This window comes from Exiguobacterium profundum (assembly GCF_042652865.1).
GTDB classification, from domain to species: Bacteria; Bacillota; Bacilli; order Exiguobacteriales; family Exiguobacteriaceae; genus Exiguobacterium; species Exiguobacterium profundum.
In genome coordinates, this window is the sequence record NZ_JBHSHG010000001.1 from 545,166 (window position 1) to 562,007 (window position 16,842).

20 protein-coding genes are annotated in these 16,842 nt (G+C 48.0%); all 20 read left to right on the top strand.

What is annotated here, in order from left to right; translation table 11 throughout:
• The first annotated feature begins 18 nt into the window (after positions 1-18).
• The 20 genes from cmk (at position 19) to ACFO4U_RS02890 (ending at position 16,824) form a co-directional block, all read left to right on the top strand.
• On the top strand, positions 19-693 hold the full coding sequence (cmk, locus tag ACFO4U_RS02795) for a (d)CMP kinase (protein WP_074037194.1): 675 nt from the start codon (positions 19-21) through the stop codon (positions 691-693).
• On the top strand, positions 690-1,313 hold the full coding sequence (locus tag ACFO4U_RS02800) for a lysophospholipid acyltransferase family protein (protein ID WP_159562123.1): 624 nt from the start codon (positions 690-692) through the stop codon (positions 1,311-1,313). The genes cmk and ACFO4U_RS02800 overlap by 4 nt, the downstream gene beginning before the upstream one ends.
• Positions 1,314-1,467: 154 nt before the next feature.
• Complete coding sequence (rpsA, locus tag ACFO4U_RS02805) at positions 1,468-2,616, top strand: 30S ribosomal protein S1 (RefSeq protein WP_214691037.1); 1,149 nt, start codon at positions 1,468-1,470, stop codon at positions 2,614-2,616.
• Positions 2,617-2,753: 137 nt separating this feature from the next.
• Positions 2,754-4,064 carry a ribosome biogenesis GTPase Der gene (gene der, locus ACFO4U_RS02810; protein ID WP_015881461.1) on the top strand — a complete coding sequence of 437 codons (1,311 nt, stop codon included), beginning with the start codon at positions 2,754-2,756 and terminating at the stop codon, positions 4,062-4,064.
• 17 nt (positions 4,065-4,081) lie between these two features.
• Positions 4,082-5,107, top strand: a complete 1,026-nt coding sequence (locus ACFO4U_RS02815) for an NAD(P)H-dependent glycerol-3-phosphate dehydrogenase (protein WP_196430566.1) — start codon at positions 4,082-4,084, stop codon at positions 5,105-5,107.
• 96 nt (positions 5,108-5,203) lie between these two features.
• A complete protein-coding gene (locus tag ACFO4U_RS02820; RefSeq protein WP_015881463.1) occupies positions 5,204-5,404 on the top strand; it encodes a DUF2768 domain-containing protein in 201 nt (66 codons plus the stop codon).
• A gap of 5 nt (positions 5,405-5,409) precedes the next feature.
• On the top strand, positions 5,410-6,120 hold the full coding sequence (locus ACFO4U_RS02825) for a hypothetical protein (RefSeq protein WP_214691036.1): 711 nt from the start codon (positions 5,410-5,412) through the stop codon (positions 6,118-6,120).
• Between the two features lie 109 nt (positions 6,121-6,229).
• Positions 6,230-6,502, top strand: coding sequence for an HU family DNA-binding protein (locus tag ACFO4U_RS02830; protein WP_015881465.1), 273 nt, complete (start codon positions 6,230-6,232; stop codon positions 6,500-6,502).
• Between the two features lie 126 nt (positions 6,503-6,628).
• Positions 6,629-7,201, top strand: a complete 573-nt coding sequence (locus ACFO4U_RS02835) for a heptaprenyl diphosphate synthase component 1 (protein ID WP_215244036.1) — start codon at positions 6,629-6,631, stop codon at positions 7,199-7,201.
• 20 nt (positions 7,202-7,221) lie between these two features.
• Positions 7,222-7,923, top strand: a complete 702-nt coding sequence (locus tag ACFO4U_RS02840; protein ID WP_015881467.1) for a demethylmenaquinone methyltransferase — start codon at positions 7,222-7,224, stop codon at positions 7,921-7,923.
• A 3-nt stretch (positions 7,924-7,926) separates the two neighbouring features.
• Positions 7,927-8,889, top strand: coding sequence for a polyprenyl synthetase family protein (locus tag ACFO4U_RS02845; protein ID WP_074037186.1), 963 nt, complete (start codon positions 7,927-7,929; stop codon positions 8,887-8,889).
• A 92-nt stretch (positions 8,890-8,981) separates the two neighbouring features.
• Positions 8,982-9,401 (top strand): nucleoside-diphosphate kinase, encoded by a 420-nt coding sequence (gene ndk / locus ACFO4U_RS02850; protein WP_015881469.1) that lies wholly within the window; start codon positions 8,982-8,984, stop codon positions 9,399-9,401.
• A gap of 101 nt (positions 9,402-9,502) precedes the next feature.
• Positions 9,503-10,282 (top strand): CheR family methyltransferase, encoded by a 780-nt coding sequence (locus ACFO4U_RS02855; protein WP_159562127.1) that lies wholly within the window; start codon positions 9,503-9,505, stop codon positions 10,280-10,282.
• 9 nt (positions 10,283-10,291) lie between these two features.
• Positions 10,292-11,455: a chorismate synthase gene (gene aroC, locus ACFO4U_RS02860; protein WP_074037184.1), complete on the top strand. Its 1,164-nt coding sequence runs from the start codon at positions 10,292-10,294 to the stop codon at positions 11,453-11,455.
• Positions 11,449-12,504 carry a 3-dehydroquinate synthase gene (locus tag ACFO4U_RS02865; protein ID WP_215244035.1) on the top strand — a complete coding sequence of 352 codons (1,056 nt, stop codon included), beginning with the start codon at positions 11,449-11,451 and terminating at the stop codon, positions 12,502-12,504. The genes aroC and ACFO4U_RS02865 overlap by 7 nt, the downstream gene beginning before the upstream one ends.
• Positions 12,501-13,751: a 3-phosphoshikimate 1-carboxyvinyltransferase gene (gene aroA, locus ACFO4U_RS02870; protein WP_215244034.1), complete on the top strand. Its 1,251-nt coding sequence runs from the start codon at positions 12,501-12,503 to the stop codon at positions 13,749-13,751. Before ACFO4U_RS02865 ends, aroA begins: the two co-directional genes overlap by 4 nt.
• A 29-nt stretch (positions 13,752-13,780) precedes the next feature.
• Complete coding sequence (locus ACFO4U_RS02875) at positions 13,781-15,055, top strand: tetratricopeptide repeat protein (protein ID WP_215244033.1); 1,275 nt, start codon at positions 13,781-13,783, stop codon at positions 15,053-15,055.
• A gap of 23 nt (positions 15,056-15,078) precedes the next feature.
• A complete protein-coding gene (locus tag ACFO4U_RS02880; RefSeq protein WP_159562132.1) occupies positions 15,079-15,612 on the top strand; it encodes a ReoY family proteolytic degradation factor in 534 nt (177 codons plus the stop codon).
• Between the two features lie 160 nt (positions 15,613-15,772).
• Complete coding sequence (locus ACFO4U_RS02885; protein WP_215244032.1) at positions 15,773-16,213, top strand: DUF2487 family protein; 441 nt, start codon at positions 15,773-15,775, stop codon at positions 16,211-16,213.
• Between the two features lie 110 nt (positions 16,214-16,323).
• The gene (locus ACFO4U_RS02890; RefSeq protein WP_159562133.1) at positions 16,324-16,824 is read left to right on the top strand and encodes a QcrA and Rieske domain-containing protein; all 501 of its coding nucleotides are present in this window, start codon (positions 16,324-16,326) and stop codon (positions 16,822-16,824) included.
• The last annotated feature ends 18 nt before the right edge of the window (positions 16,825-16,842 follow it).

Consider the following 16,842-nt stretch of genomic DNA (forward strand, 5'->3'; position numbering starts at 1 on the left):
ACTCGATACCCGTTTTGTATGAAAAAATCATTACAAATTGCTTTAGACGGACCGGCGGGTGCTGGGAAAAGTACGATTGCCAAGTCGCTTGCGAAACAATTAGGGTATGTGTACATCGATACAGGTGCAATCTATCGGGCGGTAACGTATCGCGCCTTGAACGAAGGGATTGCGCTCGAAGATGGACCAGCACTTGCTCAGATGATCGAGGACATGTCATTACGACTCGTCCCATCGGAAGAGGGACAACGCGTATTTGACGGTGAGGAAGAAGTGACGTCTGTCATTCGCTCGAGTGAAGTGACGAATAACGTCAGTTTCGTCGCACGTCAACCTGAAGTGCGTGATGCCTTGATGGACCTTCAACGTGATTTGGCTAAAGAAGGCGGTGTCGTCATGGACGGCCGCGATATCGGAACACATGTCTTGCCGAATGCCGATTTAAAAGTGTTTATGACCGCTTCGGTCGAAGAACGTGCCCGTCGTCGCCATGAAGAAAATATCTCGAAAGGCATCCCGAGCGACTATGAACAACTGATCGAAGAGATTGCGCTTCGTGACAAACGCGATTCTGAGCGTGAAGTGGCACCTCTCCGTCAAGCTGAAGATGCCCATTTCCTCGATACGACGACGTTGTCCATTGACGGAGTGGTTCAAGCAATTGAACGATTAATTGAAGAGGTGAAAGCATGAGCAAGCCATTAAACAATGGACCGTTCGGCATGTATCGATTGGCGAGAGGCGTCGTGAACGTCATTCAACGCTTCTCGTTTCAGGTCGAATTCATCGGTCGGGAGAATGTTCCGATGGACGGGTCGATCCTTGTCTGTTCGAACCATCAGTCAAATTGGGACCCGGTGCTTCTCGCATGTGCGATTCCAAAGCAGCGTCCGCTCCGATTTTTTGCGAAGAAAGAACTTTTTAGTGTCCCGGTACTGAAGCATATTTTGAAGCGTGCAGGTCAGATTCCAGTATCTCGTGGGGAAGGTGACCGACAAGCGCTTCGTGTCGTGCTTCAAAAGTTGAAAGAGGATGAAGTCATCTCTATCTTTCCGGAAGGAACGCGTTCAAAAGACGGTACGCTTGGAAAGGCGCAAGCCGGTGTCGGTTTTTTTGCGATGCGTTCGGATGCACATATTTTACCGATTGCCATCATTGGCAAGTATAAGTTTCGCGCAAAACTCCGTGTCGTTATCGGGAAGCCGATCGACTTGTCAGAATTGAAAGCACGTAAGGCGAGTGCGCAAGAAGCGGCCGACTTGATCATGGATACGATTTCCGAACTCTACTTGAAGCACTCGTTCACGAAGTAAAAAACGGATTGTGGAATTGAGGTTTAAACTTCTTTCAATAGAGGTACAATCTTCATAACGCCTTGACAAATTCTCGGAATTATAAGAGATTTATACTAGGTGTAAGCGCCTTTGGCGCTCCTTTTTGTACTCATCGTGAGGGGGTAGTGTTGGAATGGTCGAAGAAATGAAAGATATGCCTGATTTTGAAATTAATCGTGGTCAAATTGTGACCGGAACAGTCGTCAAAATCGAGGATAAGCAAGCGCTGATCGATATCGGTTATAAAACCGAAGCGATTTTGCCAATTAGCGAAGTATCAAGCATGCATCTAGACGATTTAAACGAATCACTCCGAGTGAACGACGAGATTCGTGTCAAAGTGAAAAAGGTCACGGACGAAGAAGTAGTCGTTTCGAAAAAAGACGTCGATGCCGAAGCAGCATGGGATCGCATCGTTGAAAAATTCGAATCAGGTGAAGTGTTTGAAGTGATGGTGAAAGATAAGGTCAAAGGTGGTCTTGTCGTCGATATTGGAATCCGTGGATTTATCCCTGCATCCCTTGTCGAAAGTCACTTCGTCGAAGACTTCTCGTCATACTTGAATAACCCAATTACCGTAAAAGTCGTCGAGATTGACCGCGAAAAAAATCGCGTCATCTTGTCACATAAAGCAGTTGTCGAAGAAGAGATGAGCGCGAAGAAATCAGAAACGCTCGAATCGCTTGAAGTCGGACAAGTAATCGAAGGAACAGTCCAACGATTAACTGATTTTGGGGCGTTCGTCGATATCGGTGGCGTGGACGGTCTCGTTCACATCTCGGAAATGGCACATAGCCGCGTCGAGAAGCCGAGCGACGTCGTAACTGAAGGCGACCGCGTGAAAGTGAAAGTGCTCGGGCTCGACTTAGATAATGAAAAAGTGAAACTTTCCATTAAAGAGACACAACCTGGTCCGTGGGAAACCATCGAAGGGAAGATCCAGCCGGGAGATGTCATCGAAGGAACTGTCAAACGTCTCGTGACGTTCGGTGCGTTCGTCGAAGTCGCACCACAAGTGGAAGGTCTGCTTCACATCTCGCAAATTGCGAACCGTCACATCGCGACGCCGTCTGAAGTCTTGTCAGAAGGCCAAGAAGTGAAGGTGAAGGTGCTAGATGTTCATCTCGATGATAAGAAAATCTCATTGTCGATGCGTGCGCTCGAATCATCTGAACCGACTCGTCAAGATGATGATCAAGCGTTACTTGATGAATATAGCGACCAAGGAGGATTCTCTGTCTCGGAATTGACAGGTGATGATTCTTCGGACGACTCTAAATAAGATGATCGTTCAAGCGGGAGTCATGCTCCCGCTTCTTTTTGTATGGTCACTTAATTTTGCCTGTGATATGATAGGTAAGTTGCGTTTCGAAATGATGAAATGATGAAATTTTGATAGAAAGTTAGTGAGGTGTTGTTATGGGAATTCCAGTAGTGGCCATCGTTGGCCGTCCGAATATCGGAAAATCCACAATTTTTAACCGTATCATCGGTGATCGTGTCTCGATCGTCGATGATAAACCGGGTGTCACACGTGACCGTATTTACGGAACAGGAGAGTGGCTCAACCGTAAGTTCCATTTAATCGATACAGGTGGGATCGAAGTAGGGGACGAGCCGTTGCTCGTTCAAATGCGTCATCAGGCGGAACTCGCCATCGATGAAGCAGACGTCATCATCTTCATGGTGAATGGACGTGAAGGGATCACGGCGGCTGATGAAGAGGTTGCGAACTTGTTGTTCCGTTCGAATAAACCGATCGTTCTTGCCGTCAACAAAGTCGATAACTTTGAAATGCGAGATCTCATGTATGAGTTTTATTCCCTCGGATTCGGAGATCCGTTCCCGATTTCGGGTACGCACGGGTTAGGACTCGGTGACTTGTTAGACCAAGTATTTGAACTCGCTCCAGAAAAAGACGAGTACGAATACAACGAAGACGTGATTCAGTTCTCATTGATCGGTCGCCCGAACGTAGGGAAATCAAGCTTGACGAACTCAATCCTCGGTGAAGAGCGTGTCATCGTTTCAAACATTGCAGGTACGACTCGCGATGCGATTGATACACCGTTCACACGTGACGGACAAGAGTACGTCATCATCGATACGGCAGGTATGCGTAAACGCGGAAAAGTATATGAATCGACAGAGCGTTATAGTGTCATGCGCGCACAAAAGGCGATTGAACGCTCGAACGTGGTTCTCGTCGTCCTCGACGGGGAAGAAGGAATCATCGAGCAGGACAAGCGTGTCGCAGGTCTCGCGCATGAAGCCGGGAAGGCGATTGTCATCGTCGTCAATAAATGGGATGCCGTCGAAAAAGATGATAAGACGATGAAGAAGATGGAAGAGAAGATTCGTCAAGAATTCTTATTCCTCGACTATGCGCCGGTTGTCTTCTTATCAGCGCTCACGTCAAAACGCTTGCAGACATTGTTGCCTGTCATCAAACAAGTGGCAGAAACACATCGCCGTCGTATCTCGACGAGCGTATTGAACGATGTCATCGTCGATGCAGTCGCGATGAACCCGACACCGACGGATAAAGGACAACGATTGAAGATCAACTACGCAACTCAAGTGGCCATCGAGCCGCCGACGTTCGTCTTGTTTGTCAACGATCCTGAGTTGTTGCATTTTTCGTATAAACGTTATTTAGAGAATCAAATCCGTAAAGCATTTGACTTCACCGGGACACCGATTCACATCGTGGCTCGTCAGAAAAACTAATAACGGGGGTGCCACTTATGGCAAACGTAGCTGTCATCGGAGCGGGGAGCTGGGGAACGGCCATCTCGCTCGTGTTAGCGGATAATGGCCATGATGTCCTGCTCTATGGACGTGAACAAGAACATGTGGATGAAATCAATTCGTCACATACGAACTCGTTTTATTTGAAAGACGCGCCATTACCTGAATCAATTCGTGCGACGACGAACTTGAAAGAAGCGTTAGACGGTCGAAGTATCGTCTTTCTCGTCGTCCCGAGTTCGGCGATTCGTCCTGTCTCAAAGGAATTGAACACATTGTTGACGGAACCTGTCACCATCGTTCATGCCGCGAAGGGGATCGAACCAAAAACGCATAAGCGCCTTTCAGAAATCATCGCCGAAGAAATCGATCCTTCTAAGCGTCGGGCAATCGGTGTATTAACTGGACCGACTCATGCTGAAGAGGTTGCGGTCCGTAAACCGACGACCATCACAATCGCATGTGCCGACCTTGATGTCGCGGATGAAGTGCAGGAGCTCCTCACAAACGATCAGTTCCGCGTGTACTTGAATTCTGATGTCGTAGGAGCCGAGTACGGTGGAGCACTGAAAAATATCATCGCCCTAGCGGCGGGTATGACGGATGGGCTTGGTTATGGGGACAACGCGAAAGCTGCCCTCATGACTCGTGGGATTGTCGAAATTGCTCGACTTGGCGTGAAGCTTGGAGCGAACCCGGCCTCGTTCTCAGGATTGACAGGGATCGGAGACTTGATTGTGACGGCGACGTCACAACATAGCCGTAACTGGCGAGCTGGTAACGCCATCGGTCGTGGTGAAAAATTAGAAGACGTTCTCGGGAACATGGGAATGGTCGTCGAAGGCGTCCGTGCCTGTGAAGCAGCCCATTCCCTCGCCAAAGAAGCGGGTGTGGAGATGCCGATCACAGAGGCTCTCTATAACGTGTTGTTTGAAGGGAAGAGTCCTCATGATGAAGTGAAAAAATTGATGAGACGCCCGCAAAAACACGAGATGGAACAAGTTTTTCATTTTGAAGAATAGACAGATTGAGAGAGGAGCTGACGTTTTCGTTCAGTTCCTCGCTTTTTTTTGCTAAACTTGAAGTCTGGAGAACATAGAGAAAGTAGGGGGATAGACGTGACACCGTCACTCATCAAAATGTGGATATCATTCGCAGGGATCGGGGCTTTCGCCATCGCTGCATTAATGGTCGCACTCAGTCATACGAAACTGAGCGGTTGGTTCGCCACGCTCGTCAGACTGATTGCTTTCATCATTTTCTTATTTGGGACTGTAATCATGATTTTTGTCGTCGTCTCAGGACCGACTGGAGGATAAACGTGATGAAAAAAAAGATTGTCGCTATCAGTTTGGTTTTGACGACACTGTTAGCAGGGTGTATGTTTCCTGAATCAGAGCGGGCCAACAATATCCCGTACGAAGATCAATTGAATACGGTACAAAGTGCGGTCGATGCCTATCGTGAGCAATCTGGGGTATTACCAATCAAAACGAAACCAGCAGAAACGCCTCTCATGGAGCGTTACCCAGTTGAATTCGCTCGTCTCGTACCTGGCTATTTAGCGGACCCACCGGCGAATAGTTTCGAAGGTGGCGGGTTGTTCCAATATATCCTCGTCGATGTCGAGACGGAACCGACCGTGAAGCTGATCGACTTGCGTGTGTCTGAGCGGTTGCAACAACTTCAAACGAACATCAACGCATTTCGGGCAAAAGAAGGCAAGTTCCCATTTGACGGATCATTAGGTAAGAATCAGTTCACGCTCGATTATGATAAAATCTTTGTCACAGAAGAGCCGTCCATTCCAAGTCCTTATTCGGATCGTGAACTTCCGATCTATGTGGATGGCACGGGACAACTGTTTGTAGACTATCGCGAAGATGTGAAGGAAGCGCTTCAAAAGACGGATGAGTCACCGGAAATTGGCGAAGATATTCGTTATTTGCTCTATAAAGATGCTCCATTCGCCCCAGCTTATTCGCAAGGATACACAATTGATGAACAAGGAGAAGTCGTTTTTTTAAACAACTGAACCTGTTTTGATAGTGAATGTCGCGAAATCATGCAAAAAATGTTGTCATATCAACGTTTGTACGATATGATTAATCCCGTAAACTCCCTGTGAGAGGAGGTGAATCGTGATGAACAAAACTGAATTGATCCAAGCTGTTACTGAGAAAGCCGATGTTTCTAAAAAAGAAGCAACGAAAATCGTAGAAGCTACGTTTGAATCAATCACTGAAGCACTCCAAAACGGTGAGAAAATTCAATTGATCGGTTTTGGTACTTTTGAAGTTCGTGAGCGTGCTGCCCGTAAAGGTCGTAACCCACGTACAAAAGAAGATATCGAAATCCCAGCGAGCAAAGTTCCTGCATTCAAAGCAGGTAAAGCGCTCAAAGATGCGGTCAAGTAATCTGCAATACATAAGTCGCCGAAAGGCGGCTTTTTTTGTTGGGTTTACGAGTTCGAATGACGTGAATGTGACAAAAATGTGCTATACTATGTCAGAATGACAATGAAGTGGACGAGGGGGGATAGCATGGAACAGTTGACAAATGAATTCGTTGTCACAGACCTTGCTCGTCAAATCGAAACACGTATGAATCATCCCTATTTGACGAAACACGAGGTTGTACCAGCCGTCGACATGTTATTGCTTCGTTGGATGGTCGAGATGATTGATTTGGAATCGATTGAGCATCGACAACTCGTGATGGCAACCTATTTCGCACATCAAGCGCTTGATTTACACGACCAAGTAAACAGTAGCCCGAACGGGTCTTTGGCACGCCAATTAAAAGTGCTCGCCGGGGACTTTGCATCGGCTCAGTTTTATAAAATCTTGACGGACTTTCCATCATCATACAGTGATCGATTCGGTCAGTCTGTACAGCGGGTCAATGCGGCGAAGTGCACCTTATTGCTTGAGAAGAACGTTTCAATGAACGTTTGGCTCGAAGCGAACGTCGGATTGATTCAAACACTTTCCGAACTGATTGAACAACCTTATTTGACAACGAGCGGGAAACGAATGATTGAAATGAAAGCGACAGCGCTTAGACAAGACCAAAAAGAGCAACTCACGACGTTGCTCGCGCATGCGGTCGCTTAGAACGGAAAGGATGTTACGCGTTGCAACCGATAGAAAAAGAGCAAAAAGTATACGAAGTATTTCAGTCCATTTCTCCGAGCTACGATACGATGAACTCGATTATCAGCTTCCGACTTCATAAATGGTGGCGACGGACAACGATGAAAAAAATGAACGTCTTTCCGGGGGCTAAATGTTTAGACGTTTGTTGCGGGACTGCTGACTGGACGATTCAATTAGCGGATGCTGCCGGAAACACGGGAGTTGTGAAAGGACTCGATTTTTCAGAAAACATGCTAAAAGTGGGAGAGGAAAAGGTCAAATCTTGGCCGAACATCGAATTGCTTCATGGAAATGCGATGGCTCTTCCGTTTGGTGACAACTCCTTTGACTATGTCACAATCGGATTTGGACTCCGAAACGTTCCGGACTATATGACGGTCTTGCGTGAAATGCACCGTGTCTTGAAACCAGGTGGAACGGTTGTTTGTCTCGAGACGAGCCAACCGACAGCACCGCTTTTTAAAGAGTTGTACCGTTTTTACTTTGGAACGGTCATGCCGCTTTTTGGAAAGGTCTTTGCCGGTTCATACGATCAGTATAAGTGGTTGCAGGAGTCAACCGATCAGTTCCCAGATCGTTTGACTCTCAAGCGGATGTTCGAAGATGCCGGGTTTGAACAAGTCGAAGTGAAGACATTCTCCGGAGGTGCATGTGCCATGCATCTAGGAAAGAAGTGGTGAACCATGTCTTTGAAGCGACTTTATCGTCATATGAACCGAGAGATTGATCAAATCGATCAATTCTTATCTACTCGAGTCAGGACGGACCACCCTGTCATTGAATCGGCATCGCGCCAATTACTCGATGCCGGTGGCAAGCGCATCCGACCCGCCTTCGTCTTACTGAGCGCCGGGTTCGGTGAGACGAAAGATATCCGTTTGACGAAAGTTGCCTCAAGTCTTGAGTTGATTCATATGGCATCACTCGTCCATGACGATGTCATCGACGACGCGATGCTCCGTCGTGGCAAACCAACCGTGATGGAACGATATGATGAAACAGTAGCGATGTATACAGGGAATACGTTATTCGGAGAAGCGATTCGTCTCGTATCCGAAATTGATTCACCAGAAGTGATGCGCATCATGGCAGATACGATGGAACGAATCTGTGTCGGTGAAATCAATCAAATCCAAGATCAATTTGAGTGGGGGCAATCACCGAAGCGCTATTTAGATCGGATTGCGCGAAAGACCGCTCTGTTGATTGAAACGAGTTGTGCGGCAGGAGCTGTCATCTCTGGAGCGTCTCCACAAATCGTGAGGCAATTAAGTCTGTTTGGATATGACATCGGTATGGCTTTTCAAATGACGGATGACTTGCTTGATTTTACCGCTAAGAGTTTTCAGCTCGGTAAACCAGTCGGGGAAGATTTGAAGCACGGTCATAAAACGTTACCGCTCCTATATTCATCTGAGGATTCCGACTTTTATGAACGCCTCCGTCAAGTGAACGCCTCGACGGATACGGAAGTGACGAAATCTCTCGTCCGGGAAGTGCAACGAAACGGAACGTTAGAACGCAGTCAACGGACGATTGATCGTTACGTCAACCGTGCCATCCGCCGACTAGACGGGTTGCCGGATGTTCCAGACAAGCGGTCGTTAATTGAAATTGCGCAATATATTGGGAAACGCAAATGGTAATTGCCCCATGTAACCCCTTTCAAAAATGTGTTGGACCGTGTACACTAAATACGTACAACGTACACATTTATAGACTTAGGGGGATTTGGGGAATGGAAAAGACATTTTTAATGGTTAAACCTGATGGGGTAAAACGTGGATTGATTGGGGAAATCATCTCACGCTTCGAAAACAAAGGATATACGTTGAACCGTCTCGAAATGGTGACACCGTCAGTTGAGGTCGCAGAGGCACACTACGCAGAGCATAAAGAAAAGCCGTTCTTTGGTGAATTGGTCGAGTTTTTGACTTCTGGTCCTGTCGTTGCGATGGAATGGGAAGGGGAAGACATCGTGGCCGTCTCTCGTTTAATGATCGGGAAGACGAAACCAGTGGATGCTCAACCAGGAACCATTCGCGGTGATTTTGCATCGACGATGTCACAAAACGTGATTCATGGTTCTGATAGTGTGGATAGCGCGGAACGTGAACTCTCACTTTGGTTCGCTGAAGTGGCTTCACACGTTTCATGACTTTTCGAGGGACGGGGAAACCTGTCCCTTTTTGATTCCCTTTGAATCGCCTGAGGTCACAAGAATGCGGAAATGAGAAAGAATTGAGGTTGAAATTGGTGATGAATGATTATGCCATCTTTGTAAAAAAGTTTTATATCAAGTCGGGTATTGACTTGAACTTATATAAAGAGGCGCAGATGAAGCGCCGTATGGTCGCACTACGCGAAAAGAAGGGGTATGCATCGTTTTTAGAGTATTTGAAGGCGATGGATACAGATCGTCAACTTTATGAAGAGTTTCTCGACCGGATGACAATCAATGTGAGTGAATTTTATCGCAACCCGATTCGTTGGCAACAGCTTGAAGAGGATATCCTCCCGCATCTGATTCGCTCGAGTCAAGGGAAGCTTCGCGTATGGAGTGCTGCCTGTTCAACCGGAGAAGAGCCATACTCACTTGCCATGTTGTTGTCGAAACATCTTGCCCCATCTCAATTTTCAATTATGGCTACGGACTTAGATGATGTCGTCATCGAAAAAGCGAAGCAAGGAAAGTACCATGAACGGGCGCTCATCGATTTGCCTGAGGAGTTTCAGAAACGCTACTTTACCCGTCGTGGCGACGACTATTATATTTCAGATGAAATCAAGCAGCTGGTGACGTTTAAAAAGCATAACTTGTTAGCGGATGTGTACGAACGCAATTTTGATTTGATCGTCTGTCGAAATGTCTTGATTTACTTCACTGAAGAGGCGAAAGAGAAGGTATATACGTCGTTCCAACGGGCGTTACGTCCAGGTGGGATGCTATTTGTCGGTGGGACGGAACAAATTTTCCAACCGAAACGTTACGGCTATGCAATGAAGCAAAGTTTCTTTTATGAAAAAATGGATGGATGAGGTGAACGGATGCGTTATTTGACAGCTGGTGAATCACATGGTCCCGGTCTGACGGTCATCATTGAAGGGGCCCCGGCCGGACTCTCTATAGATATTTCTCAAATCAATGCAGAGTTAAAAAAACGTCAATCGGGTTACGGTAGAGGGCGCCGCATGCAAATCGAGTCCGACCAGGTAGAAGTTCGCTCGGGCATACGGCATGGCGTGACCACAGGTGCACCCATCACATTTTGGATTGAGAATAAAGACCATACGCATTGGAAACACGTCATGCAGGCTGAACCGATTGAGAGCGATATCGAAGTGAAACGCCGCGTCTCTCGACCGAGACCTGGACATGCTGACCTGGTCGGTGGGATGAAATACGACCATCGAGACTTACGTGACGTATTGGAGCGCTCAAGCGCACGAGAAACAGCGGCTCGTGTAGCGGTCGGGGCTTTCTGTAAGCAACTCCTTCAACAAATCGGGGTATCCCTCTTTAGTTATGTCAAAGTGATTGGTGGGGAACGGGCGGAGTCGTGCACATTTGATTCGCTTCAAGAAGCACAAGCGGTCGTTGATGCCTCACCGGTACGTACGTTAGATGAAGAGGCCGCGTTGCGGATGATGCGTCGAATCGATGAGGCCAAGGCAAATGGAGACTCGATTGGTGGAATCGTGTGTACAGAAGTACATGGTGTTGTACCGGGACTTGGCTCGTATGTGCAGTACGACCGTAAACTGGATGCGAAAATCGCACAAGCGGTCATGAGTGTCAACGCATTTAAAGGTGTTGAATTCGGTGAAGGGTTTGAAATGGCGTATCGTCCGGGTTCTGAAGTGATGGACCCGATCGCATACGGGGATGATGGGTATACGCGACTCAGTAACCATCTCGGTGGATTTGAGGGGGGCATGACTACGGGGATGCCAATCCTTTGTTCAGCCGTCATGAAACCCATTCCTACGCTCTATAAACCCTTACAATCGGTCGATATCGATACGAAAGAGGCGTTTTTAGCTCAAATCGAGCGGAGTGACTCGTGCGCTGTGCCTGCCGCTTCCCTCGTCGTTGAGGCAGTCATCGCATTTGAAGTCGCGAAGGAAGTTTGTGAGACGTTCGGGCACGACACGATGGAACGAATCAAACATCGGGTCGATGAGTATCGGGAGGAGTTGCGAGTATGGTAACGATTTCAATCTCAGCATCGACCCCATACGAAGTCGTCTTGGACAATCAGGATCGTTGGATCGATTCAGTTGATTGGTCCAGTTATTCGATGCTATGGGTCGTTACGGATAAACATGTCGAGTCTCTTTACGGAGAGTCGTTCCGTTCTACGTTGAATCTGACCCATTCCCACGTCGTTTCGTCCGTCGTCGAAGCAGGTGATGCGTCGAAATCGCTATCTCAGCTCGAGCAGCTTGTCGCAGAAGGGTTGCGCCACGGATGTGACCGCCAAACACTGATTGTCGCCTTTGGCGGTGGAATGATCGGCGACTTGGCTGGTTTTCTAGCAAGTGTCTACATGCGAGGCGTTCCATACATACAAGTGCCAACGACGATTTTGGCTCACGATTCGGCTGTCGGAGGCAAAGTGGCAGTCAATCACCCCTTTGCGAAAAATGCAATCGGTTCATTCTATCAACCGTCAGGCGTCTATTACAACGTCAGTCGACTGAATACCTTGCCCGTCCAGGAAGTGCGAAGCGGTCTCGGTGAGTTATTGAAACATGCGTACTTATCACGTTACGTCCTCGAATCTTCTTTCGAGGACGACTTGTTTTTGGACTTGAACGAGAATGAGCGATTGGATTGGGTGTCGTGGCTTGCCCGTGGGATTCGAGTGAAACAAACCATTGTCGAGACGGACGAGCGAGAACAAGGCATTCGTGCTTGGCTTAACTTCGGGCATACGTTCGGTCATGCCCTTGAATCGGTGGAAGCCTATCGTATCCCACATGGGGAAGCGGTTTTACATGGGATGGTGTTCGCTTTCCTCGTGTCAGGAGATGAAGTTCGAGCGAAGCGATTGTTCAATTGGATGCGTTCGAACGACGTCACGCCAATCGATTGGCAACCATTCGACCACTACGTGGAAAAAATGATGCTGGATAAAAAGAACCGACATGGTGTAATTCGTTTTGTGTTACTTCGTGAAACGATCACTGTGGAGTCGGTACAGCTCGAACATCTTCGACATACGTTTGAACAGATGAAAGGATGGTGGGAACGATGAGTTTAAACGGTTCTATCCGTGTACCGAGTGATAAATCCATCACACATCGGGCACTGTTATTCGGGATGATGGCGAACGGGACGACGCACGTGCGGAATCCACTCCTCGGTGCCGATTGTCGTTCGACGCTCGAGGTGATTCGATCACTTGGAGCCGACGTGACAGAACTGCAAGACGAACTAGTCATTAAGGGGACTGCGTCTCCGCGCTCGGCACGTCTAGACTGTGGGAATTCAGGTACGACGATGCGCCTACTGATCGGTCTCTTGTCCAGCTATAATGGGTCGTTTGAACTCGTAGGCGATGAATCGTTATCCCGGCGTCCGATGCGACGCGTTACTGAGCCTTTACGAAACATGGGCGCACACGTGACAGGGGATATGGCGCCTCTCGTCATCGAAGGAACGACGCTTCGATCCATTGACTATACGTTACCGGTCGCAAGCGCCCAAGTGAAGTCGGCCGTCCTGCTCGCGGGCTTACATGCCTCGGGTACAACGATTGTTCGAGAACCGATGTTGTCACGTGACCATACCGAGCGCATGTTGCCCCTGTTTGGTGCGAAGCTATCGATTGTAAACGAGGAAGGGTTACGCGTCATCCGTGTCGAACCCTCGTCATTGACAGGATGTACGGTCGACGTACCGGCAGACCCGTCATCGGCTGCATTTTTCTGGGCAGGGGCGGCCATGGTGGCAGATAGTTCAGTTATGACGAAGGACGTCTGTTTGAATGAGACACGGATTGGATTTTTACGTACGCTCGAACGGATGGGTGCGAATGTCGTCATTTCGAACGAACGATTGGTCGGTGAAGAACGAGTCGGAGACGTCACGGTCACGACGAGTGAGCTAACCGGCACAGTCGTCGAAAAGGATTTAATTCCTTCACAGATTGATGAATTACCACTGTTCGCACTCGTCGCATCTCAAGCGAATTCACCGTCCATCGTGAAAGACGCAGCGGAACTGCGCGTGAAAGAAACTGACCGGATTGACGTGGTCGTCTCGGAACTACGGAAGTTAGGTGTGGACATCGTCGGCACTGAGGACGGATTCATCGTCAATCCGAGTCGCCTTCATGGAGGAGATGTCTCGACTTACGGAGACCATCGCTTGTCCATGATGTTACAGATTGCGTCACTCATGACCGATGAAGCCGTTCACATCGAGGGGATCGAGGCATCCGATGTCAGTTATCCTCGATTCCGTGAAGATTTACAACGGGTTCAACGTAAGATAGAATAACGACAAACCGAAGCCCAGGAGGACGAACCATGCTAGATGAATCAGCTTTAACACATATAATCGAGATGCTTGAGTCAGGTGAGACGGAACATGCACTCATGCATCTAGAAGAACTTGAGAAGGAAGGGTCGGATGATGACCGTTTAGCCATCGCCGACCTCTATTTAGAGTTAGGTCTTGCCGACCGGGCGACAGCTGTTCTCTCAAAGCTATACGTCGACTATGAGGGAGACCCGAATGTCGCCTTATCACTGGCGGAAGCGTATTTAGATAGTGACCGTGAAGAGGAAGCGATTGCCGTGCTTGAAAAAATCAAATCGGATGACGCAGATACGCAAGTGAGGAGCCTCGTCCTCCTCGCTGACCTGTATCAATCGCAAGGATTGGATGAAGTGGCAGTGAAGAAACTGATGGAGGCGCTCGAGAAAAATCCGGATGAACCTTTACTCATCTATGGATTGGCTGAATTGTATGCCTCGACCGGTTCATTTGAACAAGCCATTCCACTTTATGCGCGTCTTCCGAAGATGAAGTTGCCGGCTGAAATCGACTATCAAGCGGATTACGCGGAGGCCCTCACGATGGTCGGATCGTTTGAAGAGGCGCTCGAGGAATACGAGCGGGCCACACATCGCGATTTGAACACCGTCTTCGGTCATGCGATGACGGCTCATCGGATCGGACGTGAGGAAGTTGCGATCAAGCAGTTCAAAGAGCTTCAGGCGATGGACCCAGACTTCACGTCGCTCTACTTGCCTTATACCGAGGCACTCGATGCAATCGGGCAAACGGAAGAGGCCATTGAGATCGTCGATCAAGGCATCACGCGCGACGATTATAATGATGAACTGCGGCACGTTAAAGCAAGGCTGCTTCTCAAACTCGGAAATCGGGACGGTGCCATTAAAGAACTACGTGAGGCGCTCGTGTTAAATCCAGAGTCGTTACAAGCGACCGAATTGCTCTTGTCGATTTTATTTGAAGCAGGAGAATTCGATGATGTTCTCGAAACCATCGATGCACTCGAAGATCATACGACGTCGCCGCTCATGACATGGTACAAGGCGAAGGCGAAATATGAGCTCGAAGCGTACGACGAAGCGGTCAGTCTATATGCCTCAATTGAACCGATGATGAAAGAGGACGTGTCATTTGTGACGGAATGGGCTACACTGTTAATAGAGGAAGGTCGTAGACAAGACGCGCGACGTGTGGTCGAGCAATCGCTTGCATTGGTGGTCGACCTCGATGTTCGCCAAGCGCTCGAAGAACAGCTCGAACAATTGTCTGATGACGTAGAATGAATAAGGGAAGGGAATGAGGTCAGATGGTCGAGCGGAAACGTAATTTTTTGAAGCGATTCGTCGCTCATCATACGCTTCGGAAACGTGAAGCAAAGTGGATTCTTGACTATTGGTTAAGACATCCTGAAAAGCTTGGCAACGTTCATTTCGTGACAAACGCTTCGGTCTCACCACGTAGTCTCGTGATGACAGCGTACGGGTTTGACGGTGAACCGTTTCGATACCGACGGGGAGACCTTGTGACCATGAATCCTGAGAAGGCTTATCATGACATCCGTCTACACGATGGGCCAATCTATGTAGAGTTAAATTTTCAAGGCATGATGATCGATGAGAACTGGGTCGACATCGTCGAGCAGAATCCGTTTGAACCGGTGGCAGAAGTGAGAGATGAAGTCTCGTCTTCTGCTCAAACGATCATTCAAGCATCGGTTGCTCAATTTGAAGAAGAACGATTGCTGATTGAAATCGATAAGGCGCTCGATCGACGGGACGAAAATTTATTTCGTAATCTGACGACTCAACTTCATCAAGTGCGATCATCTAAATTATTTTGAAAAAAACAAGCGCTTCCGTTCCGGTAGGCGCTTGTTTTTTGGTATATTAATTACGTAGGAATACACAATTATTTCACAGTTCGTTCATAACTTTGAAAGGTGAGCGAAGTCATGTACGCTACAATAGACATGATGAGATATGAAGGAGAGGAGGGAAAAGATGAGGTTCGATAGTCAAGGGGCACTCCGCTCGATTGCCGAACGACAATACGTCGATACGCTCATCGTTCCGCTCGCAGAATTGGCGTTTGGTGAGGATATGGTTCGCAAAGCCGAAAGCTATGAAGTGATTCATGCCGTCACGTCCGAGACAGAACGTCAATTATCTGGTCGAACGATGCTCAGCCCGACCATCAGTTACACCGATGTGGAAGCTGGTGTGAAATTGGCGCAGGATGTGGTGGCGAAAGCAAATTCATCTGGATTTTCTCACGTATTGTTTATCGCGTCAGACGTCCGTTTCAAAGCATTTGATTTGCCGGTTTTGTTCGTACCACCGCTCGCGCTTGGATCGATGTCAAGCGATCAAGCGCACACGATGGTCCAGAATTTTGCGACACAAGTCATCACGGAACTTTCGAGCCGTTGGATGGCGACATGAAGCGGTTGACGTAGAGGTTTTATTGATATACTATTTTGTTGAGTGAGAAATTTTTGTGAAGAATGCATAAAGAATTATGGGGTTATGCACACGAATGAGGGGGGAACGAAATGGCTCAAAATGGGTCAAAAGTCACGCGCCGTCAGTTCTTAACGTACACACTGACTGGAGTAGGTGGCTTTATGGCGGCAACATTGATCAGTCCGATGGTCAACTTTGCGATCGATCCGGTTTTGAAAAAAACTGGTGCAGGCGACAAAGTAAAAGTAATGAGTCTTGATGACATCACGACTGAGCCGCAACGTGTCGACTTTAAGAAACAAACACAAGATGCTTGGTATGAATTTGAAGAAACGCTTTCAGCATGGGTTTACAAAACAGATAGTGGCGAGATCATCGCACTTTCTCCGATTTGTACACACCTTGGCTGTCAGGTAGCATTCGCTGGTGATCCGACTCGTCCACAAGAATTCTTCTGTCCGTGTCACTTGGGACGTTACGAAAAAGATGGAACGAACATTCCAGGTACACCGCCGACAGCACCACTTGCACGTTATGAAAAAGAAGAAAAAGACGGCTTCCTATATTTAGGTAGTCCAGTCGCTCAGTAATGAGAGGGGGAACTAGCC